Origin of the sequence: Flavipsychrobacter sp., from assembly GCA_041392855.1 — a bacterium.
In the GTDB taxonomy this organism is placed as follows: Bacteria; Bacteroidota; Bacteroidia; order Chitinophagales; family Chitinophagaceae; genus UBA5543.
Genome location: JAWKLD010000001.1, coordinates 1,735,247 through 1,759,883, shown reverse-complemented (window position 1 = coordinate 1,759,883; position 24,637 = coordinate 1,735,247). Strand labels below are relative to the sequence as shown.

Below are 24,637 nucleotides of genomic sequence, written 5' to 3'. Positions count from 1 at the left end.
TTATTATAATGAAAGAGGTGCTGAATAGCATCAGCACCTCTTCTTATAAATGTTTCTTAGGTCTTACTGTTTCATCAACTTTCCACTATTGAGTAGTGTGCCTTTTTCGTTGGTTAGTTGTAAGAAGTATAATCCATTAGTTAAGTTTTGTGTAGGTAGTGCAATGTTGTGTTGTCCGTTATTGTATTCAGTAACAGGTTGGGTATACACCACGCGTCCATTTACATCAGTAAGCGTTATTGCTATAGATTGTGTTTTCTCTAGCGTGATGCTTAATGTTGCATTGCCATAAGTAGGGTTAGGGTAGAGGGTCACCTTGTTGTTGGTCGTTAAGTTATTTACCGATAGGTTAGCCAAAGATGTAGCACCATCGAACACAGAGAAGTAGTTGCCTTTGGTCGTACTAAAGTTATTTATGGTTTCGGTTTGCGTATAGAGGCTACCTTGAGTATTTGCCATACTATGTGTGGGTAACGTATCCCAGTGCAATTGATTGTATAAGTATCTGGTAATGTACGACTGTGCTCTATTAAAGTTATTGTACTCCAATGCTACTGGCCATTTTAAGGTCACATCAGCATTACTGCCTGTAGCAGCGCTAGGATCTACCCACCATGTAGCGGCTACGCAAGGCTCTTCAAATGAGATGTCAAAACCTCTGTCAATGGTATCTTGCACGCCAGCAGTACAGCCTACTTTATATATTTCCATACTACTGCTATTGTTCTTTACATCAACAGGGGCATAGCGTGTTAATATGCCCGTACCTACAGGGAAGGTAGCGGTAGCATTACTATGGATGCTCATATGAGTGCTTGTACCAAAGTCGTTAGTGATGAAACTGTTGGTGCCTGCATTACTAATAGTAGCGCTAGTGTTGATAATGAGGTTGGAGCTGTCTACTAAATGTAATAGCCCTTTAACTAGGTCGAGGTTATTGGCTATAGTTAGCTCCCCGTGCAAAAGAACTGAGCTTGTATTACTGCCCATATTTATGGTAAGGTTGCGAAGTGTATCCTCTGCATTGACATTATGAGTTGGTGCACCTGGGTAAAAATATAACCCTTCTCCTAAGTTGTTATTGGCATTAACTGCAACTACTGCATTTTTATCAGCAGCTATTCTTCCTGTAAGAGGGTTATAGAAAATTTTAGCATGAGTACCTAAAGTAAGTTTGTGCTGATTAAGCTTTAGGTTGCCTGATCTTAGTATCATAACGCCGTTGAAGTAAAGGTCTTTATGAGCTATAGAGTAGGTCCATGTTTTAGCAGTAGGAGCATTACCCTGAGCTAAGTCTATTATCATGGTGTCTATTTGTCGGTCAAACAAGGCCGTATCTATATCAACATTCCATCTTATAGGACTGGGTATTTTTGCTAAGTCTCCACGAAAAACATTCATGGTGTCTGCATAATTTATCACGCCCGCATTTTGAACGATAAAACTGGAGTAGCCCGTATAGTCTATCCAACAGTGGTTGTCAAAATTGAGTGGGCCATTTATCATTGTCGTATTGGTGTGTGGGAGGTATAACCTCTTTTTTATGTTAATAGGGCCAGCGGTACTATAGTTTTGCATTCTACATTTGTTAGCAGTAATGGTTCCATTTGCTGTAGGGTACAATCCCCAAAGGTCTATACTGTCTACAATGATAGAGCCTGTGTTGCTAACAATATTACCTGCAGATATATACCGTTCTGCCTGCCCGTTAATTGTTCCTTCTACAGTAAGTTGCCCATATCCTGGTCCATTTTTTAGGACGAGGTTAGTATCTAAGACAACGGTAATACCTTGTGGTATAACGATAAGGTCTTTCTGTTGATTGATAAGTCCTGTAGTTACAGGTGGTTTTATACCACCCTGCCAAGTAGAGGCGCTGGTATAATTGCCATTGGCAACAGCGGTGTATGTAACGGTAGTTTGTGCTCGTCCTAATTGTGTCAACAGCATGAGAATGCCGGATAGGTACAAGGCTTTTTGAAGAGATGCCTTCATAGGTTTGATTTTTTAATGGTGTGAAAACTGATACTAAGATACATATAATAATAAACCAGAATTAAAAAGCATCCACTTAATTAAGTGAATGCTTCGTGTAAATAGGTTATTCTATAAGCTTATTGTTTCATCAACTTTCCACTATTGAGTAGTGTGCCTTTTTCGTTGGTCAGTTGTAAGAAGTATAATCCGTTAGTTAAGTTTTGTGTAGGCAGTGCAATGTTGTGTTGTCCGTTATTGTATTCAGTAATAGGTTGGGCATGCACCACACGTCCATTTACATCTGTAAGTGTTATTGCAATAGGTTGTGTTTTCTCCAGCGTGATGCTCAATGTTGCATTGCCCTGAGTAGGGTTAGGGTAGAGGATCACTTTGTTGTTGGTCGTTAAGTTATTTACCGATAGGTTAGCTAAAGAAGTAGCTCCGTCGAATACGGAGAAGAAATTACTTTTTCCTGTATCGAAGTTGTTCACTGTTTGAGTTTGTGTGTAGAGGCTACCTTGAGAGCCAGCAGCGCTAGCAGTGGTTTGGGTATCCCATTTCAGTTGGCTGTACAAATAAGTAGTGATGTAAGACTGTGTTCTATTAAAGCTATTGACCTCCAAAGCTGCAGGCCATTTGATGGTCACATTAGCAGAGCTGCCTGTAGCCGCGCTAGGGTTTACCCACCATGTAGCCGCCACACAAGGCTCTTGGGTAGCAATGTCAAAACCGGTTACCACGGTATCTTTTACACCCGCTACTGCGCCTACTTTATATACCTCGCTACTGCTACTATTGTTCTTCACATCAACAGGGGCATACTGTGCTGGTGTACCTACAGGGAAAGTTGTAGTGCCGCTAGCGGCCACATTCATATGTAGAGCACCACCAAAAGAGCTGGTTACATAACTATTGGTGCTAGCATTGGTTATGGTAGCGTTAGTATTATGATTGATGATAAGTTTACTGGTGTCGGCTAAATGTAGTTGTCCTTTTTGTAGGTCTAGTTTGTTATTGATGATCAGGTTGTTGTGTAGTTTTACAGTGCCTGTGTTATTGCCCATATTTACAGTAAAGTTTCTTACTGTGTCAGCAGGGGTAGTTAATATGGTCTCGTCCCAGAATATAAAACCGTCACCAAAGTCGCTAGTAGCATTTATAGTGATGTCTGCATCTTTTTCTGTTTTTATTCTTCCTTTATTGGGTGTGCAGTATAGTTTTGAATTGGGGCCAAAGATGATGTTCTTATGGTTTAGATTCAGGTTGCCAGATTTGATGATCATCACACCATTGAAGTATACATCTTTATGTACTACTCTTAATGCCCAAGGTACTTGTGGTGAAGAGTAATTGGTATCTAGGTCTATAATAAGTGAATCTATTTGTCTGCCGATGTAGTTGGTGTCAATATCCAAAAAAGGATTAATGCCGCCTAGCCATAAGTATTTATAGCTAAGATTCATTGTGTCTGCATAATTGATAACTCCTGAAACTATAGAAGTTCCATTGTTGTAGGTTACAGTATGGAATCTACAACGCCCTTCGCTCTGTATCCAGCAATGGTTGCCAAAGTTGAGTGTGCCATATACTTGGTTAACATCAGAAGCATTGTGCATATGCAATCTCTTGTTGATGTTGAGTGTGCCTTTGAAGGTGTAGTTAGACATATAACAGTTATTCGTAGTCATTGTACCTTGGAAGTCAACTCCCGCATTAATACCTTGTAAGAAAGTACTGTCTATGTTTACTACACCTGTAGCACTACTTATTAGTGGTGCTTGTATTTTTGCATAATAGCCAGGTAGTCCTATCAAAGATCCATCAACAGTCATTCTTGGATACCAGCCACTTGTCTTTAAGTGCAAGTTGGTATCTAGTGTCACCGTAATGCCTTGAGGTATTACAATATGTTCTGAATAGCTTACTAATCCTGTAGTTACAGGTGGTACTATACCGCTCTGCCAAGTAGAAGCGCTGGTATAGTTACCATTAGCAATGGCGGTGTAGGTTGTGGTGGTTTGTGCAAAGCTGCTTGCTGTAAATAATAACAAAAAGCAAGACAGGAGTGCAGCTTGTGTAAGTTGTAGAATCATAGGTTGTTGTTTTAGTGTGTAGTACAAATATATAGATAATAAAATGCCTCCCTGTTAAGCAATCATTTACCTTTGCACCTGTGCCTACCACAGTTACACTAAAAGATTACTACCAAATACTGGAGATAGACCCCACTGCTTCGCAAGAAGAGGTGCGCAAGGCCCACCGTATGCTGGCACGTAAGTATCATCCCGATGTGAATAAGGATAGTGCCTATGCTTCCGATTATTTCAGAGAGGTGCAGGAGGCCTACCAAATACTTAAAGAGCCCGTACTACGCAAACAGTACGACGAGCAACGCTGGCTATACGGCATGAGCAACCGTGCTAAAAACACCCAAACGGTAACGGCATTGTGGGTGCTGGAAGAAAGCCGTAAACTCAGTGCTCATCTTGTAGGTATTGATACCTTTCGTATGAGTCATGAAGCGCTGTATAGTTATATGCAATTACTCTTGTCTGATGCACATATGGCCGTGTTAAAAGAAAGCGAGGACGAGGCTGCACGTGCTCAAATAGTAGCACACCTGTTACAGGCTACCAAAGGGTTAAAACATAAATACCAAACAGGTACAGCTACACTACTACATGCCATAGCTTTGGAAGAGGGGCAGCAGCTAGCCATACAACAACAGCTGCGGTTACAACAGCGTAAAGAAAAGCGCGACACAGCATTACCCTACATTGCCGTGCTGATCACAATTGTGCTCTGCATATTCATGGTGTTGTGGAGTAGATAACCTGTGGATAAAATAGTTGTGTTGTTTGCTTTTTTAATGTAAATTTGCAATAGCAATTAGAGGAGAGAAAACGTATGGCGCTAACTAGCCAAGAGGCTATCTATGTAAAAGAGGTAATACTGCACGGCAATAAGCTAAGGGCGGTACGGAAATCCTTCCCCCTAATAAAAGAGGCGCAACTACAAGATGCTATTATATATATGGAGCAGAATCCACTTGTAGCTAGACATATAGAAGCAGGCATACTATATATATATAAAGACCTGCTGAAAAGAAGTAAAAAGATAATACCCGAACCTCAACCCCTAACCACTGAAGAACAAAGGCAACTTTTACAGTTGGTAATAGCAGGAGAGCGCAAGGTGTTGCATCAGGAGAAGACGGAACATGGCTTATTACAAACCGTGTTAGTGCCACCCAATTATCAAGAGGTGGAAGAGGCCAAGTGGTTGATAAAGACCATTAGCCGCATGAGTAAAGATGATCTGGCAGCATAGCCACGCCATATAACCTAAACAAAATAAAAACACACACTATGAAAACTACATTTGCCAACGATCCCAAGTACAAGGAGGTTTTTCACAGCAGCGTACACAACGTAAAACTATACATACCTGTAGATGTAGCCAATGGCTATCATATGAGTCGCTATGTAGCAGCAGGGGCGCAAAATATATATGCAGCAGGTGGTGCTACCAAACAGCTACTGGGCAGCATGATGGATAAAATGCTGGAACTATGCAATGAGGAAAAAAGCACCAAAACACTACGCACAGATATAGCCACACTGGCCAACAATATTAAGTACCGACTACAATACCCTGTAGATGAAGACTGTGCCCTACGTATGGGTGCTATCTATTGCTTTGCCGAGGGGGAAGAGCCCAATCAAATGGAAGACTACTGGACAGCAAGGAAAGTGGCTTGGGCAAAAGGTGATGCCGCGCAAAACATTGCTCCTGATGCAGAGCTCTATAGTTTTTTTTTGAGCTTAGGAATAGCATCTACACCGGCATGGAAGGAGCTGTCAGATACTTTGATAGATACGAACTATTTCAAAACAAGGACCGACAACCTCAACGCCCTGATGCCCACCTCCGCTCGGTAGCCACACAGGTAGATGAATGGTATGATAACTTTTGGGATGTAGCCCTGAAGTATAATGATGGTAACCTACAAGCTGCGGAACACTTTATGGATACTAGTGTGTTTATGTATTACTACCGCGTAAAACAAAAAGCTGCTTGGGTAGACTGGCACAATGAAGAAATGAAAAAGGTAGGAGAGAAGGGTTAGTCGTAGTAGGTGTAGGTGATGTCAGATGTATATAAAAGTTGATAAGCCTCTTTAACCTTGAGGTAGGTAGCCGTTTTTACAGCATTGCCTTTGTTGTCTTTTTTTGTGGTTTCTATCTTGCGAACTTCTGGTAGGGTAATGGAGGCAAGGCAGCTTTCAATAGAGTTGTCGTAGGTAGCGCTTATTCGACTATTGGCATCGTAGGTAAAGGATATTTCGTTTACATGTATTGTGTCCTTGCCGTTTAGCTGGTAGGTGTGTTGGTGGTGCAATTTTTGATCTTTGTTAAACTCATATTGTGTATGTCTTTTTTTACCGCTTTGGTAAATAGTAATGTTGACATAGCTGTTTTCAGATACATGGCGTATATAGTGTTTTTGTATGGAGGATATGGATCTTTGACCTGAACTAACATTGTATGTTGTAGCTGTATAACTATCATTTTTGAGATAGGAAAAGTCAGTATACTGGCCGCTTCGTTTGGATTGACCGTTTTCATATTCTTCGATAATAAACTGTGTGCATTGTCCATTGTTACTAAACTGAATCGTTCGCAAAGTATAGCCCTGTGTTATGCCATCTTTGGAGAGGTGAATTTTTTGTTTCATCTCTTTCACTTTCCCTTTCAATCCCATCTTGCACCAGTCGCTGGAGATGTTGTAGTAAGGTTGTGCAATAACAGTAGTGCCAATAAGTAGTAATATGTAAAGTAGTAGATGTTTCATTGTTTACTCGTAGTAGGTATAGGTGATATATTGACTGCCCGATAGGCTGTAGTGGCAGGTATAGCTATTGTATTCCGTTTTGATATGGGTGGGATTGCCCTGTTCGTCGGTAGCGATGACCGTGAAAGTTGTATTGCTAAAAGTACGATCATCTACAACAGTAGCGCTTTTGTACAGATAGCCTTCATCATTGTAGTCTTGTGTTATTTTAAATACCTGATACTTTTTGGGAGAAGAGGGGTATTGAGTAGCCATCATTTGCTGCTTGCGGTTGTAGGTAAACTGTTTGGGTATAAACGGTTCTCCCTTTTTTTGTCGGTAGCCTTTTACCAACGTATCATTTACTATTACGTATACGATGGTGTCTACACGTTTAGGTTTATTGCTATAGCGCGCATAGACCGTTAGTTTTTCTCTATTGTACTCCTGTAGATATTGGTAGGTGGTGCTACGTGTCTTCTTCTTTTTCTTCACTATTTCTTCCACAATATAGCCCTCGTCGGAGAATTTAAGTATGGTCTCTTTATAGGTAGGGCGCTTTCTTTTTCTGCTATTGGTATCGCGCTCGGTAATATGCATCTCTTTTACTTTGCCATGTAGCCCTAGCTTACACCAGTCGCTGGTGATGTCTTGATAGGGTTGTGCATAGCTAACAGTGGCAGCTAGTAATAGTAGGTATAGGAGTAAATGTTTCATAGATTATTCGTAGTAGGTGTAGGTAGCTTTTCTAGTCCCTACAGATTCTTCAATACCTGATTCGTATAATGTTTCTAGTATAGGATTATTCTTGTTGTCCGACTTTTTTATTTCATAGATCATTATGGTTTGTTCCTCTTTACCTTCTTTTAAAGTACGTATAGTATCAACGGTTCTTTGTCCTTCTCGATTATAGGTAAAACTTTGTAGTTGATGATTTATTGTATCTCCCCAGTTGTTTAAATAGTAGATGTCTTTTGATAAGACCTGCTGTTGCTTATTAAGATGTACCCATGCTATAAGGTCAACCGTTTTTCCTTGAGGCGGTATTTGCCCCACTATATATAGTGTGTCATCTACTATGGTATACTTAGTTGTATTCCATAATGTATCTTTTGGGTGATTGGCTACGATGCTGTTCCATATAGTAGTGTCTTCAGGTTTTTGTACTTCGGTGATGATGAAGCTTCGTTCATCTACTTTTGTTGGGGCATTATGTGCAATGCTAATAAATGTTTCTGCAACACCATTCTTATAAACGGTATATGTTGTTCGCTTTATAAAACCGTCTTTATTGAAGAGGTAAGAATGTTTCTCGTAATTGTTATTATTGACATTGTTACTGTCGTAAGTGCTAATACTCATTTCTTTTACCTTCCCTTTCAGTCCCATCTTACACCAGTCGCTGGTAATGTCTTTATAGGGCTGTGCTACACTAGTAATAGTGCAGAGTAGCATTGTATAGAGTAGGGTATATCTCACCCTATGAAGTTAAGGGTTTTCGTTGTAATAGGTGTAGGATATAAAGGTCAGTACATCATAGTCCTTGCGTGCATCACTTTTAAAGAGTTGCTTGGTAATGTTACCCTGCTCATCTCGGGATAGTATAGTGTATTTAGATACGCTAAATATATTGGCTCCTTTCTGTACAGTGGTTATGGTATCATCGATGGCTTTTACATCAACACTTAGTAGGTTGCCCGTTTGTGTGCTGTCCGTTTTGTTTTCTTGAGATACAAAACTTCTGCCATCTCCTTTATATATCTTAGAAAAGTTGGTAGCCAGTATAGTGTCTTTTCCATCTATCTGATAGATCTTATGTGCCGTTTGGTTGCCATTGGTATGGATGATATGCATGCCTATAACTTCGCCTTTGTTATACATCAGCATAGTACGCTCTTGTGCTCCTGTAGGTGTGGTTATCATCTCCCTTAGTGTATCCCCATTTTGTATATGTAGCTCATGGGTTTTATAGCCATCTTGGTTGTATGTCTCTATATACTCCGTGGCCTTGTTTTTAGTAGGTAGCCATTCGCCAGACTCATTTTGCGCAAATTTGCGATACATCTTGCGGTGTACGGTATGTACTGCACCAATATGTCCTGCTGCTGCCAGGTCGGTATTGGTGGTATTGGTAAGTGCAGGTAGTGGTATGTTGGCTGCTGCTTGTTTGGTGTCTTCATTGTTGCAGCTGGCTAAGACAAAAGTTATTACTAAGGCTAAAAGTAAACTGGTCGCGGTGCTGTTCATGATATTAAATAATATACTTAAAAATTAATTTTTGTCATTGAAATTATTGTTGTATATTTGCTATTGAAATAATCTCGAAGGGAGACGTTCCTTTTTTCTGCAAATACGTATCAGGTAACATGCCACCTGCAAGTGCATAGGGTTTACTTTTATCATAATACTGCATCCCTATGGCAGATGTTACCGAAATCATCCACAAGATAACTTACGAAACAGAAACTTCCTCTATAGAAAAAGCAAATGTTGTTATTCAGCAACAGCTAAAGGAGCTAAAACAGCTCAACGAAGCCGTTGCCAGCCTGAACCAGAAAGTAAAAGCAGCGGGAGATGCGGAAGCGGAAAGCTTTAAAAAGGTTACAAAAGAGCTGGATGGCTTGAATAAAAAACTGGAGAAGCTATCTGCAAAAACAAAAGGCGCACTATCTGAAGTAGGAAAAGGTGTAAAAGCAGGCTTAGGACTGGGCAAGGGTATTGCAGGTGTGGCAGAGAAAGCTACAGAGATGCTGATCAACTTAGTAGATGAGTCTATAAAGTTAGCACAGGAAGTAGACGCCGTAAAAGGGTCTTTTGACGCATTAGGCGAACCCGATCTGCTCTCGGGTTTAAGAGAAGCTGTGCAGGGTACTGTAAGCGATCTGGAATTGATGAAGCAGGCCGTGAGCTATAGCAATATTGGCGTGCCTGTAGAAGAGCTGGCCAGTGTGCTAGGCTTTGCCACACAAAAAGCAAATACAACAGGAAAGTCAGTTGATGAACTGGTGCGCGGCATAGTAGATGGTATAGGTAACAGTAGTGTGATAGCCCTGCGCGACTTAGGCGTAGATGTACAAAAACTAAATGAAGAGTTTGCTAAAACAGGCGACTTTGCAGAGGCGGCGTACAATGTGATACAACAACAGAGTGAAGCTGCGGGCAGTGCCATTCTTACTGTTTCTCAAAAGCAGGCACAAGTGGCTGCTCAGATGCAAAACCAACAAGCTGAAATTGGAAAGACCTTTAACGAGCTTGGCGGCTATGTAAAATCCTTCCTGGCAGATCTGGTATCTGAAGGAGATCTTACTATTACCAAGAGCTACCACAAGAATCTGAAAGCTGCAGAGCAGTTAGCAAAGGATCAAGCACAGGCACAGATAGATGCCAATGATATTTTCTTGAATAATTTCGAGCAGTTTACCAAAGACTATGCACATCAAGATTATAAAGGGAGGGAAGATATAATAGCACAGGCCGATGCTATGCACCAACAATTGAGGGAAGATGCATTGACGCATTTTCAGGGGTCTAAAAAAGAACTGGATATTTATCTGTCAGGTCTGGAGTTAGCTTATGAGCGCACCAAGAAAAACTTGGCTGGGCAAAAGATAGACCTGTCTACAATTACTGTAGATTCAGTAAAAGGGTTGAGTATAGAACAGCTCAACGATCTTCAGAGTCAGATAAAAAGTAAAGACAATACCCGCACCCGCAATTCCGAAGAAAACGAAAAGCTGAATAATTTACTTATCGCCATACGTAAAGAACGCGATATTATTTTCGGCAATGATAAGAGGACCACTACTACATCTTCAAAGCCTAAACCCAAACCGCAGCCTAAGCCTAAAGATTTAAATATAAAACTAGAACCTACGTTCGACCCCGATGAAGCGCAAAGAACCAGTGAAGAAATAACAAGAATAGAGGCGCAGAAAAATGCAATAAAGTTAAGGAGTCAGATTCCTGATAGGATACAACGAGTTGATGATAAGGAACAAAAAGAACTGTTAGCTAACGAAAGAGCTTATAAGGCAGGGTTAAGGACTTTAGAAGCCTACGAAGAGGAAAAGACCAAGATAACACAGAAATATGTGCTGGAACGTCTTGATGCAGAGATAGCTGCTAACCAAGAGATACTGAACCTGCAAGGGCTGAGTGTAGAACAAAAAGAAATTGCAGAACGGGAGTTGACAAAGGCTACCGTAAAGCGACTAGAGATCACCAACAAGCAAAAGGCAGCAGATAAACAAGCTGCTGATAATGCAAATAACGATGAAAAGCAGAAAGGGTTAACAGACGCGCAGAAGGAGAATATAAAGAACGGTATTGACGCCTATCAACAGCTGGCACAAGCTGCTGCCGATGCTTACAATACTATTATACAGGCGCAGATAGATGCACTGGATAAAGAGATAAGTGTAAGGGAGCGAAGAGTAGAAGCGGCTAAAAAACTAGCGGAACGTGGCAATACTGAAGCGCTGAAACTGGAAGAAGATAGGTTGCGCAAAGCAGAGGCCAAGCGTGCCCAGTTTGCTAAAAGGCAACAGGCGATAAATGCTGCTATCACAGTATCTAACGCCATAGCAGCAGTAGCGCGTGCCGCTTTAGAAGGTGGTGGTTTTGGTTCTATAGCTACTATAGCTGCGCTAATAGCTGCATTGGCAGCAGGGTATGCTGCGGTTACCAGTATGTCGCAAGACGGTGGGGGCGATGCCTTTGCTGATGGTGTTGTAGGCTATCAAGGTAAGGGTGGCCCAAGGGATGATAAGAATTGGGTGCGTATCAGTACGGGCGAAAGTGTTATCACTGCTGAAGGTACACAGCGCAACAGAGCTTTGCTGGAAGCGATCAATAACGGCGTTGCTTTTAGTACCATAAACCCTGCCGCTATGCCTCTGCTGAAACAGCCAAAGAGTCCGCATCAGGGACAACACTACGCAACGGCAAAAGAACTGAATGGATTGGAGAAGAAGCTAGACGATGTTGTCTATGCCATAGAAGGGAACAAGTTGAAGCAAAACATCTTCTTTGATGAGCAAGGTGTTGGCATTATGACAGAAAGAGCCATTAATAAAAACCGTAAACGCTGGAAGTAGACACCATGGAATTGAAACTATATATACAACAGGCTACTGTACTCAGCAAAAACTTACAGCCCGCATTTTATAGTGGAAGCACGCCACAAACATTGACCCTGATAGAGATAACGGCTAGAGACCCTTTTCCTAATGATAGGAAGTTTCCTAACTATGGCGACTGGGAAGATGTGACCAATGATGTGAGTGATTTGTTCAAACTAAAACTTACCTGGACCAGCGAGCGGGATAGCAGCGGTGTAGTAGCACCAGGTGCATCGCAATCGAAAAAAAGTGCCAGTGGTACTTTAACCTTTGAAGGGGAAGCCTACAGGTTATTAAAACAATGGCTGGTAGACGATGTGAGTGCACCGCTTAATAGCATTGCTGTAAAGTTGTGGCATGTGGGCTGCGGAAACTATTTGGAGTATGTCATCAAATCAGCTGATGTGACTTGGTGCGAGGATGCAGTTTGCACTTTCGATGTCACCTTGAAGCAACAGGAAGAGCAGTTTAACTGCATCAAAAGAACCTTGATCAATGACAACCACAAAGGGTGGTTTCAAAAGCAGCCCGATGATAATAAGAAACATCCCCGTTTTAGTTATTGTAACGAGCAGAGGCCCAATGGCACTTTAGTAATGGTGTGGTGGATGGCTGGCGTTATTATGGTGCCCACCTTATTGTTTATGATGCCCTTGATGCTAGCCATGAATATTGTCTTTGGTATCATCAATACCATCATTGGTATTATACAAACTATCAGAAAACTATTTGGTGGTAGGGTGGATAAAGTGGATTGGGAGACGATACCATACTTCAATTTTAAGAAGATGAGAGAAGCAATGGGGGCATATTTTGTGGAGAGTGCCGGCTGTGGTAGAGAACATCCCGCTCCTCTTATAAGAGACTATATAGAAAATGTGTGCCTTAAGTGTGGGGTGACTGTTAATGCAGAGACCGCACCTATATTTTTCGATAAGCAAATGACGATAGAAACCTCTTCAAGAGGTAAGGTGAAGCTGGATTATAATCCACATTATAATGCCTGCTATCTTTTTGCACAAACAGAAAAAGGAATACGTCGGTACAAGAGTTTAAATGCATTAAGAGGTATACCTAATAATACGGATTACTTCCTGTACGATAATAGTCCGCTAATAACATTGGATATGTTTCTCGATGAGCTGAAGACCATATACAATGCAGATTGGCGATTGAAGGATGGCAAGCTCTATTTTCAAAGAAAGGACTGGTTTGAAAAAGATGAATATATCTACGATTTCTCTAAAGGCTCCAGTGATCGATTTAAGTTGCTAGAAGGTATCTGCTACGAGTGGAACGAACTAAAATACCCAGCCTATACCAAGGGGCTATATTCAGAAGATGCTGCCGATAGATCAGGAGCTAATGCAGGCAGGTATACGAATGACTATGTAGAGCATGGGAATGCAGATGACAACCCCAATTTTGAAGGTGTGAGAGATAAGACAGCACAGTTTGGTGCTGCCAAATTCAGACTCGATGGGGCAGATGAAGATTATCTCTATGATGCATTTCAGGTGGTGGTCAATGGTTCTTTCCTAACACCATTCTTCGCGGGTTTGATGTTCGACTATGTAGGCGATTTCATTAAGGAGTATGCTGACTATGGACTTCTGCTAAGCGATGATAATACAACGCTACCCAAGATATTACTCTGGGATGGGCAGAGCTATAATAACGCTAAATGTATCAGACAGTATTCTACAAGGTCATTGGCGGGCAATATCAATCCTCCGCTTATCAATAAGAAGTACAATAAGGAAGAAAAGAAATGGATAGATAATTATCACGACGAAACCTTTGTGCGCGGTAGTGGATTGACCCTGCCTCCCAATCAAGATGGTTATTATTTACTGACCGACTTCTTTGGTGCAAGAGAAATAAAACAGCCCGCCATGTTGGTGAACTACAATATGTTTTTCGCGCCGGGATACTGGGATAGTATGTGGGACTGGTTTCACTGGATAGATGATCCTGAGAAAAATCCTGTGATCAATATGAGGTGGACAGCGAAGATAGAACTCTGCTGTGATGACCTAAAAGAAAAAGACAGCAATGGTAAAGAAAGACTGAATGTATTAGAAGATGCCGCCAATATAGTGCTGGGCGAAAAGGTGAGACTACCGACACAGTACTACGGCGATGGTAGGATAAAAGAGATAGAAGTAAGCTATGACCCGACTGATACACTAGGGCAGCATATAGTACTAAAAGGAGATGTATAAACCATTATAAAAAATTGACTAAAAAATACCTATGACCTGGTTAGACAGTATACAAGACCTGCAATATTATCACCAACCCAAAGGTGTGCCATGTTATTGCGAAGAAGTAGCCTTCCCTTCAGACCTGATGCTGCATGCCTCTGTTGCAAGTGGTGGCAGTAGCTATACCTTGAAAGTATATGTGTATAGCCCCGATGGGTTGACGCAGTATGAAGATGCGACTACTTATTTCGATCATTATTTTGGTAAAGTATCGGCAACGGGTTTACATTTCTTTAATGCCAGAATGAAAACCTTTGCCCCCTCAATGTGCGAGCATGCTTGCTATATACTTAGAGCAGTAGTTACAACACAGATAGGAGGACAAACACACACAGTTTTTGACAAGTATACAGAGCGCTATTGCCAGAGCAATTGCTGTGATGTGGCAAAGAATATCAGTATCACACAAACTGGTTTTCAGCCCAACGTTGTAAGCACTGGAGATGTGAATAGCCCCATATTTACAGGTGGAGATCCTGATGGTGTAGCTGTAGATACAGGTGTGGCGACGGGTGCACCATCGGCACCTAAAATAGAAAATGCCTGTGGTGAGCCTGTGATAAGGCTCATCTCCAAGTTTGACTGTGCCGATAATTTTACGGGTGACTATTATGGTAAACCCGATGTGGTGCTGGGTGGTGGAGCAGCAAGCTTTACTTATGTAAGGGTAAGTACGTTTAAAGGTAGACTGGTACGCAAGCCTAGAAATATTGAGAAAGAAATGAGCTATAACTGCAGACTGCAGCGTGTAGAAAGCACTCCTCAGTTTCTATTGGAAGGCTTTGAGTTTTTCCCCGCTTGGAAGATGTACGAGATCGAGCATCAACTGCATGCCAATCATATTTATGTAGACGATAATGAAAGAACTCGTAGGTATGAGTTTGCAGGTGAAGGGGCATTTAAGCAAGTCAATAAATGTGTAGAGCTATTTAAGCTGGAAGCACAAATGCAAGAATGTACACAGCGTCAGGTGTTTGGCTGCGGGCTGGATTGTGAAACAGATACTTTGAATTTTGATGGAAGCAATGTGATGTTTGCCATACCGGGTACTTACCAGAATGGTGCATTCTTTTCAGAGACCAAACAGCTTATTGCACATGATGTGGAGGGCTTAAAAGATTATCTGCGTACCAGAAGCGATGTGACTGATGCACAGGAAGTAGACATCTCTTCTATAGATAGTTCGCTACATACAGTGGTGAGCATGAGTGGCATGGGATATCTGCCCTCTGCCATATACTTTGACGAGCCTGTTGCTAAGAATAAAATTTATGCCCGCCAGGTAACGGATATTGAACTGTTGAAATTACAAGAACAGCCTGTATGCACACTACCTGTTTTGGGTGTATGGGGTATTGAAGAAGCAATATGTATAACGCCAGTGGTAGGAGCGATATTAGTGACAGATCATGTTGCTACGGCATTGACAATAACAGCAACAGGAAACTGGGTGATAGATGATGCCACAACCTCGGCTAGTTTGTATGAGGGTAAAGTAACCTTTAGCATAGACATAGAAAACACGGTGCTCACCCAGCATGAAGATATATTGGATGAAGATCTGTTTGTATCTGATGAGTTGATAGGCATCATGAGTTTGCAAGGAAGACCTGATGGTTTTGCCGTGCTGCATCAGAATAATAATACAAGTCTTAGTGATGGTGCGCAGATAACAATAGATAGTGATGGCAAGATCAGGTACACTTGTGCATTGACAACAGGCACACTCACAGAATCAACGCTTACGCTTAGTAATCTAACTTATAATATATAACCAAACCATGGCAAGAAAAATAACCATACCTATTACCGACCACGAAGATGTGGGCATCTGTGCCTTAAGCTATACTGTAGCCTACAAGCGCACAGGAGATATAAGCTGGGTGACCAATGCTTATAGCGAGCCTCCTTTCGAAATTACCAACCTGGAAGATGATATTGAATATCTCTTTAGGGTAACAAGGCACTGCTGCGATGGCATTGATAGTGCACCATTGGAGCTAACCGTGAATACTACTATACTGGCTGCTCCTGCCAACTTTATAGCCACACCAGCGGATAGTGAGGTGGCACTGGACTGGGATGCCGTAACGGGTGCAGGTAGCTATACGCTAGAGCGTGCAGATGATGACACTTTTGCAACCAACCTGACCTCAGTATATACAGGTACTACTACCAACTATACAGATGTAGAGCTAACTAATGGAACTATTTATTACTACCGCGTAAAAGCAACGGCTACCAACCATGCCGATGGCGCTTATGCAACAACCAATGCAACACCAACAGCAAGCTAGATATTATGGCAGATTTAACCGTACAAATACCAGCGCCTACCCTTACTACAGGTCAGTATTTTAAAGTAAGATATAGGCAACTACCAGGAGGTGCTTGGAGTGCTTATACCAACAGGTCAAACATCAGCTTTACCATAACAGGGCTAAGCGAGGGCGACTATCAACTAGAGTTTATACTTGTAAATGCAGATGGTGTAGAATGTACCGCAGTATATAGGACCTATACGATAGTTACCGATTATCAATGCATTAGTTTCAACTCACAGTTGGTAGAAGTAGCAGGCCTGTATCATATAGAAGTGACCTACACATTACCGCAGGGCTTTTCCGATCCTAATTGCGGATGGGAAATTGAGTGGCTACCCGTCAATGGTGCGGCCAGTAAAATTCCCTATGCGGCATTGCCAACATCAGGCATTATAAAAATACCAACTGCTAATGATGGTGGCGTGTTTCGCATCAACGCTTTGATGTGTAACGGTAGAAGCAAACAGTGCCATGTGAATGATATACTAAAAATATCAGCACCACCATGTACTTCTATGACCAACCTTAATGCGGATATAGTAGAAGAGCAGGATGCTAATGGTGTGTGTAGCTACTACATGGTCATCACATTTACGCAGTCCAACCCGCCAACCACTAGCCTGCATTTAGATATATCGCAATGGGGGCAAGCAGGGCTAAATCCTGATAGGTGGAAAGGGTACAAATCCATATCGCCAACCTCTACTATGGTGAAGCTCAAGTTGAATCCCACCATGGCATCAGGGCAGGAAGAGATGGAGTATGCACTTTTTGTGACTGATATATGTAAGGGGACGCACTCTAGAATATACCTGACCTTTTACCGGAATAAATGCTTTAACCAATTACCATAAGGAAAAAAAATATTCCTGCCTTTTATTTCATAGTTGCACAGCTATTCAAAATGTGTAGAAGTGTAGTGGCCCTACTACCTTATCATGAAAATCATAACAGACCATTAAGGGGCAAATGGTCAATAATTTAAAACTTAGATACAATGGCATTTTGTCCAGCAGATTGCGCTAGCATCACACTTACCCCCAATGCGCCGGGTGGCTGTGACCTGAAAGTGCGCAAAAGAAGTATAGACCGTATAGGGTTTTTCCCTTGCGATGTTGCATTACCAACTCCGTTTACCTGTGCAGACCTTCTACCTTTGGTAACGGCTAATAGTTTAACCTTCAGCAGCCCTTTGGCTAATATAGAGGTGCAAGACCCTTCGTTTGAAGAATTACAAATAGCAGACTGTCGCCCGAGCGAGCGTATTGTTACCAGTCGCGTTATCACCTTCCAAGATAGAATAGCGATAGAGACACCGGCAATAGCAGACCCTGTAACACCTGCAAACCTTTTCTTCGACTACGATTTTTGGAAAGACAAGAAAACCAAGCGTGCGATGATGCGCTACATGTTCGTGTTTTGCGATGGTACGGTAGTAGTGCCTAAAGACGAAAGTGGTAAACCAATGGAAGCTAGCCTTGATGTATTCCTTTCTTACGAGCGTCAGGGTAGTGGTGGTAGTTCTTACATATTAGAGATCAAAAAAGGACAGTTAGAATTCAAGGGAGATCCGCTTGATTTTAATATTCCAGAGTTGACTACTAACGATGATATCTTCTACCTAAGCGATTGCGCAGGTATTATCTAATACAAGTAGCTGAAGCAATAAATAAAAAGCACAACATACAATAAAGTAAAAGTTATGGTCGGCAGATCGGCGGCACGCACGTAGGTGCTATAGAGAGGAGTGAGCAGTCCTAAGGTGAGAGGGACAAAGCTGCCTACTGCTGGCCTAACTATAAATTTTCTATCACTATGCAATTGAAAGAAGTTCTAGCAATACTCAACAAAACTACTAAGCTGCCACAGCAAATGACCGAGCGCCTGCAACGTTGGCGCAATGTGTACTATGGCATAAGCCTACACACTACAGGTGCAGCACCGCGCTTTAGAGACCTTAGCACAGGGCGTATGGTATACCCTGCCAACTATCATGGAGAGGAGTATCAATACTTGTTTGATAACTATCTGATGAGCCGCCACCCGCGTGAGAGCGAGGCTACGCGCAATTGGCGTTTTAGTCAGTATCGTCCACTTACCAAAGCACCCTTTGGGCAGATAACAGGTGTGGTAACAGGAGCTATATTTCAAGACTCGAACTATACGCTGGAGCTGGCCGACCGTGAAGAGCAACAGTATGTCTGGCAGAACAATTTTTCGGGCTACAACATAGTGACCTATATGGCCAATGTTGGCTTTAAGAATATGATAGAAGACCCTAATGGTGTTTTCTTGCGTATGCCTGCAAAGCCTTTCTATGAGCAAATAAGTGATAAAGTAGAAGTTGATATTTGGTTTGTGAACACCAAAGATATGTTATGGTTCACTGCTGATGATCTTGTGTTTTTGCACGATGGCTTTGCTTATTGGGTAGATAAAGAGACCATATGGCGCTTTAGCTACAAGGCCAATGAAAAGAAATACTACCTCGCCAAAGAAGATGCTGAAGGCTACTATGCACATATGCTGGGTAGATTGCCTATTACCATTGCTGGCGGTGAATGGAATACACAAGGCTACTACGATAGCTACTTCAGTAAGGCTAAGGCGGCAGCAGATGATTTTGTAAGCGCCTATTCGGCAGCGCAGATGGTAGACAAAGAAGCATCGCACCCATATATAGTAGAGGCAAGTACCAACTGCCCCGATTGCGATGGACGCGGACAGGTGCAACAAGACTGCGATAGCTGCCCCAGTGGTATAGAGCTGACCGACTGCCATAGCTGTAGCGGAAGCGGCCAAATAAGCCGCAACCCGGGACAAAGAATAATAGTGCCACACGACCAGATGAAGGACGGCGCACCGATACAGGTCATCAATCCTGATGTGAGTATCAATACCCACCACCGTGATGTGTGTAGGCAAATAATGTCTTTGATAACAGAAGCACTACACTTGCAACGTACCGATGCAGCACAGAGTGGCGTAGCCAAAGCTATAGACCAAGAGCGTTTGTACAAACTCATTAGTGCTATTAGCAACGATCTGTTTGATAAGATAATAACTGATACTCTACGTGACATATTGGCCTATAGAAACAACAATGCATTGGGTGAGCAAAGTTTTAGAATTATTAAGCCAACACAATTTCAGATAAAGACCAGTGCCGATCTATTAGCAGAATACAACGAAGGGGCTAAGGCCAATATGCCTGCCTTTATCCGCCAGCGTATGGCGCTAGACTATATAGATAAGCAATACAGTGGCGATGTAGTGATGAAGCGCAAAGCAGAACTAATAACAAGGCTGGATGAGCTCTGCCTACTGAACACTCAAGAAGTACTGGCACTACGCGAAGCAGATGCTGTGAGCGATGAAGATATACGCTATAGCCGTAAGCTGCCCATCGCCCTAGATACACTGATACGAGAGCAAGGCGAAGTATGGTTTACCCAAGCTACAGATAAAGACATTGAAGCTGCTGTGAATGAAATACTAGACGATATGAATACCAGTATGCTCAGTTTTGAGTTGGGTTTGAATTAATTGTTAACAGTGCTTGCATTGTGTTTTATTTTATGTAACTTACAATAGTTCACCATTGTTTCACCATGTAAAAATCATATCATCTTTTTATTGCGCCATGAAGTAATCGCATCACCATAATAAATTTTCAAAAAAAATATAGAGGTTTTATTTTCTAAAACAAATAAGGTTGTCTAATAGCAGCCAACAATTGTTATATCTAAGTAAGTGCACGTGCTTAGAGTGACACACTATCCATTTTTTTAAACGTTAAACAATTTACACATGAAAAAGATCATTCTAATGATGGCTTGTGCCATCGCAGTAAACAGCGCAGATGCACAGTATGTGATAGGGACAAAAAATAACACAGACTTGAATTTGATGACACAAGATTCTGTAAGGGCAACGTTGTTAGGTTCTGGGGCACTTATATTTGAGAAAACTGCTACAGGATTGCCGCTGACAGATCCTATGCCAAATACGTATGGTAATAAAGTGGTATTGTCATCTCAAACAGATTTGGTTATTGACCAAAATTCGTATCTGTTTGTTAGTGATAATTGTAGTATCGTTGGAGCTGTTAGAACTGCTTATAAAGGTACGGATAGAACTGCCATGAGTAACTTGAAGAGTTATATAAAACTTGCTCATCCTAGTGACGGTTCCACAGTTATTAATTCATCAAGTTCAGAAATGTTCTTACAACCTGATGATGGTACTGTATATGTTGGTAAAGCATATAATGCTAGTCTTACAACAAATCAAAACAGTTTATCTGTAGATGGTTCTGCAGGAGCAACTGGTTATAGTGCTAGTATCAAAGAAGTAGACTTGTCAGGAGGGACAACCACTTATACTATGACTAATGACGATTACACAATACTTGTAACTGGGTCTTCAACAACAACTAGTGTTGTTAGTCTTCCTACTACCGCAGTAGAGCATGGCAGAATATTTCATATTAAAAACATTGGGGCTGATAATATTACTGTTAGTGGCGCGGACAACGGAAGTAACTATACTTTGTCTACTCCTAATAAGGGGATAACTGTTCAATTACTATTTACTGCGCCAAGCACTTGGACATACCATATCATAAGCACCATGTAATTAGTTTTTAGTGACTATATTTTTTAATCATCTAAAAAACTACATTATGCGTATAAAATTTTTAATAGTGCTATTAGTAGCACAAGTTGCTTACGCAAATGCTCAAGAAGCCATACAGGTTATGCACTTGAATGGTACAGAGCAAGTAGGTAATAATAGGGTGACTGTTACAAGAAATGGTGATAGCCCCGATAATACTCATTACTATGGTGTTAGCCCATATTTAGTGGGTAGTAAAGATCGTATCAACGGTTATGATTTCGAATTTTCCGAACCTGTAAAACAGATACAAATACGTTTAGCAGCTGTTAATAAAGGGGAACTAATTGAGTTTGGAATTAATGGTCGTAAGTACAATTTGTTTGATAACCACATTGCAGCTTTCGATATAGAGGGGCGTAAATATTCATTGCCAGCTATCGAAGATGGAATAATTACTTATGGCCGTAAACATGACATGGCTAATGCAATTATTACCATTGCTCCGGGTTATGATATCAGTTCTTTCTATGTTCATCACCTGAATGGTAAAGCAGCAGGTGCTGTGTTCGAGCTATTTATTGTTAACGGTTCTACGTTTGGTAACGGAAACAGTAATGGTAATAATGGTAACAATGGTCGAGATGTAGCTACTGCTATAGGTGGTAGTAGCATAGCATCTGGCGCACAGCTTTTGCAAATATTCCCGAACCCTAATAGTGGAGATTTCATCTTGAAGGGGAACGGCTATGCTGGTGAAAAACTAGCCTTGCAAATAGTGAACGTATCAGGACAGGTTGTTTATGAGCAGCAAGTAACTCCTTTTCATCAAAGCATTAACGAAAAGATCTCTTTAGCGCAAAGCTTGCCGGGAGGTTTATACACGTTGTACATTATTGATGGAGAGCAGAAAGACGTTGTTCGTTTTACACTAAGTAGATAGTATTTATTATAGTGTTTAGGGAAGGAGCTGCCGTATGGTGGCTCTTTCTTTTTTTTAATTTACGTTGCGACTCACAATCTACAAGGGTGTTTTCACTCTTGCGTAGTTTATGCAATAACAGCCTCTACGTCTTTCAGGTGTTTGTTGATATGTGAGGTTACTATCTCCAGATGTTCCAGCCTGTTGTAGTCTCTTGAGCCTTTTTTGTAAGGAATTGTAGTAATGCTGGTGTTATAGATATGTTCTTCTATTGTATGCTGTGCTTGCTGTAGCCGCTGTATTAATAAGGGGATAGACACGCCTTTGTTTGTGGCTACACTTTGTTCATTCACTTCGGCAAGTTTGCCTTTAAGAGGGTGGGGTTTTGTGCCAGTTGCTATATCCTTTAGGTTTCGGGCAAAGCTCTCATGCCAGAAGGTGACATGCCCCAGCACATCCTTCACAGACCAGTAGGTGTACACCATAGTGTCAAAGTCGGTACCTTGTTGGTAGAAGGCTATAAGATCATGAACAGTCTGTTGTAGTAGCTGTAGTTGTTTGGTGATGTCTTCTTCGGTAAACATAGGATAAAGTTAATCAGCTATTTTACCCCCTCATAATTAGTAGCTCTACTAGTAATATTACCTGTAAAACAAAGAGCGACATTATAAAATAAAAGCCGTAGTAAAGAGAATGCCGTAATGTACTGCGTTGTACATTTGGTTTCCCAAATATTCGCCTTATGCCATAAATAAGCATGCCCGCCATATAAGTTAACATCAATGCACCTCCTGCTCCGTATACTGCAGTTGAGATGGTAAAAGGCTCATGTTGAGTCATACTGCCTGTATAGCTAGATATTACACCTACAAAACCTATAAATAGCCATTTTGCTATCTCATTCTTGCTTAGTGCCATTGGGTTACTCATAGTAGCTTCTAAAGTACAGTTTCCGCCCCGAAAAAAATATTTCTTCCTAGCCGAAGGATTGTATTCGTACTGTCGTCTATACTAGCAAGGACTTTTTTTACTTATGGATTAAACCTTGGCATAAAGCTAGCGTCTAATCATTTGTTCACCTTGCTCAATGGAAATTTAGCTTATGAAGAAGAAGCACATTTTGGCATTAATGGCAGTACTCATCCTAGCTGTATCAGCTACGGTAGATTTTAATAACCTGCCCAATTATACCAACCAAACCATCCCCAACTACATTTTGAAAGATAATACAGCACCCAATAATCCCATGACTGACCGGGGGGCGATGCTTGGGCGGGTGCTTTTTTACGATAAAAAACTGTCTGTAGACAATAGCACGGCCTGTGCCAGCTGTCACAAACAGGAGTTTGCCTTCGGCGATACGGCTTCGGCAAGTGTAGGTGCCAATGGTACTACAGGGCGCCACTCTATGCGCCTCATCAATGCACGCTTTGCTGACGAGCGTCGTTTCTTTTGGGACGAGCGTGCTGCCACCCTCGAGCAGCAAACCACCATGCCTATACAAGACCATGCCGAGATGGGCTATAGTGGGCTGAATGGTGACCCTAGTATCAACGACCTCATCACCAAGATGAACGATATATGGTACTACCCACAACTATTCAATATAGTATATGGCGACCCTCAGATAACCGAGCAGCGTATGCAACAGGCATTGGCGATGTTTGTTCGTAGTATCCAGTCCTTCGACTCTAAGTACGATGCAGGACGTGCAATGGTGCCGGGCAACGGGCCTCCCTTCCCCAATTTTACAACCGTGGAGAATCAAGGGAAACAACTATTCATGGCTCCGCCTCAGTTCGACCAGAACGGTATACGCACAGGTGGTGGTGCAGGCTGTGGAGGATGTCATCGCCCGCCGGAGTTTGACATAGCACAGAACTCAGGTAACAACGGTATCATAGGTAAAATAGGCGGTGGCGGTCTTGACTTCACCAATACGCGTAGCCCTTCGTTAAGAGATGTGGTAAATGCTAATGGACAGTCTTATGGTGGCTTTATGCACACAGCAGGTTTTAATGGTATAATAACTTTATTGGATGTAGTGAACCACTATGATTCTATAAGGCAAGATAACCCTAACCTCGATAATCGTTTGAAACCACAAGGTAATTTACAACGCCTGCGCCTAACCAATCAGGAGAAAGCAAGCATCGTTGCCTTTATACGCACACTTACGGGTACTGCTGTATATACAGATAGTAGATGGTCTAATCCTTTTACAAATGATAGTCTTACTATCATTACTCCAACCACCATTGCGCAGTTGAGCAATATGGCAAGTGAATTGAAAGTGTATCCGACACAGGCTACAAGTTATATCAATATAGCCTTGCCTGCCAGTATGAAAGATGCACAGATGCGTATAGTAAGTACTTCAGGAAGAACCGTGTATAACGGTAAGGTAGCAGAGCGACTAGATGTAAGTAACTATGCTAGTGGCATGTACGTTATCGTGTTCGATGGACAACAAACAAGAAAGTTCATAAAACAATAAGGGGTAATAAAGTATTTCTGACGATACCCTTTCCATTACTATGTAATAGTCTTGTTACATAGCATCGCTAGAGTTACTTA

22 protein-coding genes are annotated in these 24,637 nt (G+C 41.7%); 14 read left to right on the top strand and 8 right to left on the bottom strand.

The features are described 5' to 3' along the window. Positions 1–63: 63 nt before the first annotated feature. A complete protein-coding gene (locus tag R2800_08155) occupies positions 64–1,995 on the bottom strand; it encodes a T9SS type A sorting domain-containing protein (protein MEZ5017012.1) in 1,932 nt (643 codons plus the stop codon). Positions 1,996–2,114: 119 nt separating this feature from the next. Beyond that, complete coding sequence (locus tag R2800_08150) at positions 2,115–4,070, bottom strand: T9SS type A sorting domain-containing protein (protein ID MEZ5017011.1); 1,956 nt, start codon at positions 4,068–4,070, stop codon at positions 2,115–2,117. 80 nt (positions 4,071–4,150) lie between these two features. Between R2800_08150 and R2800_08145 the strand changes: the two genes are divergently transcribed. From R2800_08145 to R2800_08130, 4 genes are all read left to right on the top strand, one after another. Further along, positions 4,151–4,810, top strand: a complete 660-nt coding sequence (locus R2800_08145; protein ID MEZ5017010.1) for a DnaJ domain-containing protein — start codon at positions 4,151–4,153, stop codon at positions 4,808–4,810. 74 nt (positions 4,811–4,884) lie between these two features. Then, positions 4,885–5,307, top strand: a complete 423-nt coding sequence (locus tag R2800_08140) for a hypothetical protein (protein MEZ5017009.1) — start codon at positions 4,885–4,887, stop codon at positions 5,305–5,307. Positions 5,308–5,345: 38 nt separating this feature from the next. Then, a complete protein-coding gene (locus R2800_08135) occupies positions 5,346–5,918 on the top strand; it encodes a hypothetical protein (GenBank protein ID MEZ5017008.1) in 573 nt (190 codons plus the stop codon). After that, positions 5,825–6,106 carry a hypothetical protein gene (locus R2800_08130; protein MEZ5017007.1) on the top strand — a complete coding sequence of 94 codons (282 nt, stop codon included), beginning with the start codon at positions 5,825–5,827 and terminating at the stop codon, positions 6,104–6,106. Before R2800_08135 ends, R2800_08130 begins: the two co-directional genes overlap by 94 nt. Here the strand turns inward: R2800_08130 and R2800_08125 are convergent. Genes R2800_08125 through R2800_08110 form a run of 4 tightly spaced genes read right to left on the bottom strand, consistent with a single transcriptional unit; the run spans position 6,103 to position 9,057 of the window. Beyond that, a complete protein-coding gene (locus tag R2800_08125) occupies positions 6,103–6,831 on the bottom strand; it encodes a hypothetical protein (GenBank protein MEZ5017006.1) in 729 nt (242 codons plus the stop codon). The genes R2800_08130 and R2800_08125 overlap by 4 nt on opposite strands. Before the next feature lie 3 nt (positions 6,832–6,834). Further along, the gene (locus tag R2800_08120) at positions 6,835–7,527 is read right to left on the bottom strand and encodes a hypothetical protein (GenBank protein MEZ5017005.1); all 693 of its coding nucleotides are present in this window, start codon (positions 7,525–7,527) and stop codon (positions 6,835–6,837) included. Between the two features lie 3 nt (positions 7,528–7,530). After that, a complete protein-coding gene (locus tag R2800_08115; protein ID MEZ5017004.1) occupies positions 7,531–8,289 on the bottom strand; it encodes a hypothetical protein in 759 nt (252 codons plus the stop codon). 9 nt (positions 8,290–8,298) lie between these two features. After that, a complete protein-coding gene (locus R2800_08110) occupies positions 8,299–9,057 on the bottom strand; it encodes a hypothetical protein (GenBank protein MEZ5017003.1) in 759 nt (252 codons plus the stop codon). Positions 9,058–9,227: 170 nt separating this feature from the next. On the opposite strand from R2800_08110, the gene R2800_08105 reads away from it, so the two are divergent. From R2800_08105 to R2800_08065, 9 genes are all read left to right on the top strand, one after another. Further along, positions 9,228–11,906, top strand: coding sequence for a hypothetical protein (locus R2800_08105; protein MEZ5017002.1), 2,679 nt, complete (start codon positions 9,228–9,230; stop codon positions 11,904–11,906). A gap of 5 nt (positions 11,907–11,911) precedes the next feature. After that, entirely contained in the window at positions 11,912–14,155 is a 2,244-nt protein-coding gene (locus tag R2800_08100; GenBank protein ID MEZ5017001.1) for a hypothetical protein, read from the top strand. Positions 14,156–14,186: 31 nt separating this feature from the next. Beyond that, positions 14,187–15,971 carry a hypothetical protein gene (locus R2800_08095; GenBank protein MEZ5017000.1) on the top strand — a complete coding sequence of 595 codons (1,785 nt, stop codon included), beginning with the start codon at positions 14,187–14,189 and terminating at the stop codon, positions 15,969–15,971. 7 nt (positions 15,972–15,978) lie between these two features. Continuing rightward, the gene (locus R2800_08090; protein ID MEZ5016999.1) at positions 15,979–16,494 is read left to right on the top strand and encodes a hypothetical protein; all 516 of its coding nucleotides are present in this window, start codon (positions 15,979–15,981) and stop codon (positions 16,492–16,494) included. A gap of 5 nt (positions 16,495–16,499) precedes the next feature. Further along, positions 16,500–17,375 (top strand): hypothetical protein, encoded by an 876-nt coding sequence (locus R2800_08085; protein ID MEZ5016998.1) that lies wholly within the window; start codon positions 16,500–16,502, stop codon positions 17,373–17,375. A 143-nt stretch (positions 17,376–17,518) separates the two neighbouring features. Beyond that, a complete protein-coding gene (locus R2800_08080; GenBank protein MEZ5016997.1) occupies positions 17,519–18,169 on the top strand; it encodes a hypothetical protein in 651 nt (216 codons plus the stop codon). 167 nt (positions 18,170–18,336) lie between these two features. Then, positions 18,337–20,067, top strand: a complete 1,731-nt coding sequence (locus R2800_08075; GenBank protein ID MEZ5016996.1) for a hypothetical protein — start codon at positions 18,337–18,339, stop codon at positions 20,065–20,067. Positions 20,068–20,331: 264 nt separating this feature from the next. Further along, positions 20,332–21,159, top strand: coding sequence for a hypothetical protein (locus R2800_08070; protein ID MEZ5016995.1), 828 nt, complete (start codon positions 20,332–20,334; stop codon positions 21,157–21,159). Between the two features lie 46 nt (positions 21,160–21,205). After that, positions 21,206–22,081 (top strand): T9SS type A sorting domain-containing protein, encoded by an 876-nt coding sequence (locus R2800_08065; GenBank protein ID MEZ5016994.1) that lies wholly within the window; start codon positions 21,206–21,208, stop codon positions 22,079–22,081. A 107-nt stretch (positions 22,082–22,188) separates the two neighbouring features. Here R2800_08065 and R2800_08060 read toward each other — a convergent pair whose 3' ends face one another. Together R2800_08060 and R2800_08055 are read right to left on the bottom strand one after the other, a co-directional pair. Continuing rightward, a complete protein-coding gene (locus R2800_08060) occupies positions 22,189–22,644 on the bottom strand; it encodes a hypothetical protein (GenBank protein ID MEZ5016993.1) in 456 nt (151 codons plus the stop codon). A 22-nt stretch (positions 22,645–22,666) separates the two neighbouring features. Further along, positions 22,667–22,990, bottom strand: coding sequence for a hypothetical protein (locus R2800_08055; GenBank protein MEZ5016992.1), 324 nt, complete (start codon positions 22,988–22,990; stop codon positions 22,667–22,669). A 172-nt stretch (positions 22,991–23,162) separates the two neighbouring features. Here R2800_08055 and R2800_08050 point away from each other — a divergent pair, with 172 nt between their 5' ends. Then, positions 23,163–24,557, top strand: a complete 1,395-nt coding sequence (locus R2800_08050) for a cytochrome c peroxidase (protein ID MEZ5016991.1) — start codon at positions 23,163–23,165, stop codon at positions 24,555–24,557. Positions 24,558–24,637 lie beyond the last annotated feature (80 nt).

Bases quoted from the DNA above. Each gene is read 5' to 3' on its own strand.
- R2800_08155 (MEZ5017012.1), bottom strand. From the start codon at position 1,995: ATGAAGGCATCTCTTCAAAAAGCCTTGTACCTATCCGGCATTCTCATG.
- R2800_08150 (MEZ5017011.1), bottom strand. From the start codon at position 4,070: ATGATTCTACAACTTACACAAGCTGCACTCCTGTCTTGCTTTTTGTTA.
- R2800_08140 (MEZ5017009.1), top strand. From the start codon at position 4,885: ATGGCGCTAACTAGCCAAGAGGCTATCTATGTAAAAGAGGTAATACTG.
- R2800_08135 (MEZ5017008.1), top strand. From the start codon at position 5,346: ATGAAAACTACATTTGCCAACGATCCCAAGTACAAGGAGGTTTTTCAC.
- R2800_08130 (MEZ5017007.1), top strand. From the start codon at position 5,825: ATGGAAGGAGCTGTCAGATACTTTGATAGATACGAACTATTTCAAAAC.
- R2800_08125 (MEZ5017006.1), bottom strand. From the start codon at position 6,831: ATGAAACATCTACTACTTTACATATTACTACTTATTGGCACTACTGTT.
- R2800_08120 (MEZ5017005.1), bottom strand. From the start codon at position 7,527: ATGAAACATTTACTCCTATACCTACTATTACTAGCTGCCACTGTTAGC.
- R2800_08110 (MEZ5017003.1), bottom strand. From the start codon at position 9,057: ATGAACAGCACCGCGACCAGTTTACTTTTAGCCTTAGTAATAACTTTT.
- R2800_08105 (MEZ5017002.1), top strand. From the start codon at position 9,228: ATGGCAGATGTTACCGAAATCATCCACAAGATAACTTACGAAACAGAA.
- R2800_08100 (MEZ5017001.1), top strand. From the start codon at position 11,912: ATGGAATTGAAACTATATATACAACAGGCTACTGTACTCAGCAAAAAC.
- R2800_08095 (MEZ5017000.1), top strand. From the start codon at position 14,187: ATGACCTGGTTAGACAGTATACAAGACCTGCAATATTATCACCAACCC.
- R2800_08090 (MEZ5016999.1), top strand. From the start codon at position 15,979: ATGGCAAGAAAAATAACCATACCTATTACCGACCACGAAGATGTGGGC.
- R2800_08085 (MEZ5016998.1), top strand. From the start codon at position 16,500: ATGGCAGATTTAACCGTACAAATACCAGCGCCTACCCTTACTACAGGT.
- R2800_08080 (MEZ5016997.1), top strand. From the start codon at position 17,519: ATGGCATTTTGTCCAGCAGATTGCGCTAGCATCACACTTACCCCCAAT.
- R2800_08075 (MEZ5016996.1), top strand. From the start codon at position 18,337: ATGCAATTGAAAGAAGTTCTAGCAATACTCAACAAAACTACTAAGCTG.
- R2800_08070 (MEZ5016995.1), top strand. From the start codon at position 20,332: ATGAAAAAGATCATTCTAATGATGGCTTGTGCCATCGCAGTAAACAGC.
- R2800_08065 (MEZ5016994.1), top strand. From the start codon at position 21,206: ATGCGTATAAAATTTTTAATAGTGCTATTAGTAGCACAAGTTGCTTAC.
- R2800_08060 (MEZ5016993.1), bottom strand. From the start codon at position 22,644: ATGTTTACCGAAGAAGACATCACCAAACAACTACAGCTACTACAACAG.
- R2800_08055 (MEZ5016992.1), bottom strand. From the start codon at position 22,990: ATGAGTAACCCAATGGCACTAAGCAAGAATGAGATAGCAAAATGGCTA.
- R2800_08050 (MEZ5016991.1), top strand. From the start codon at position 23,163: ATGAAGAAGAAGCACATTTTGGCATTAATGGCAGTACTCATCCTAGCT.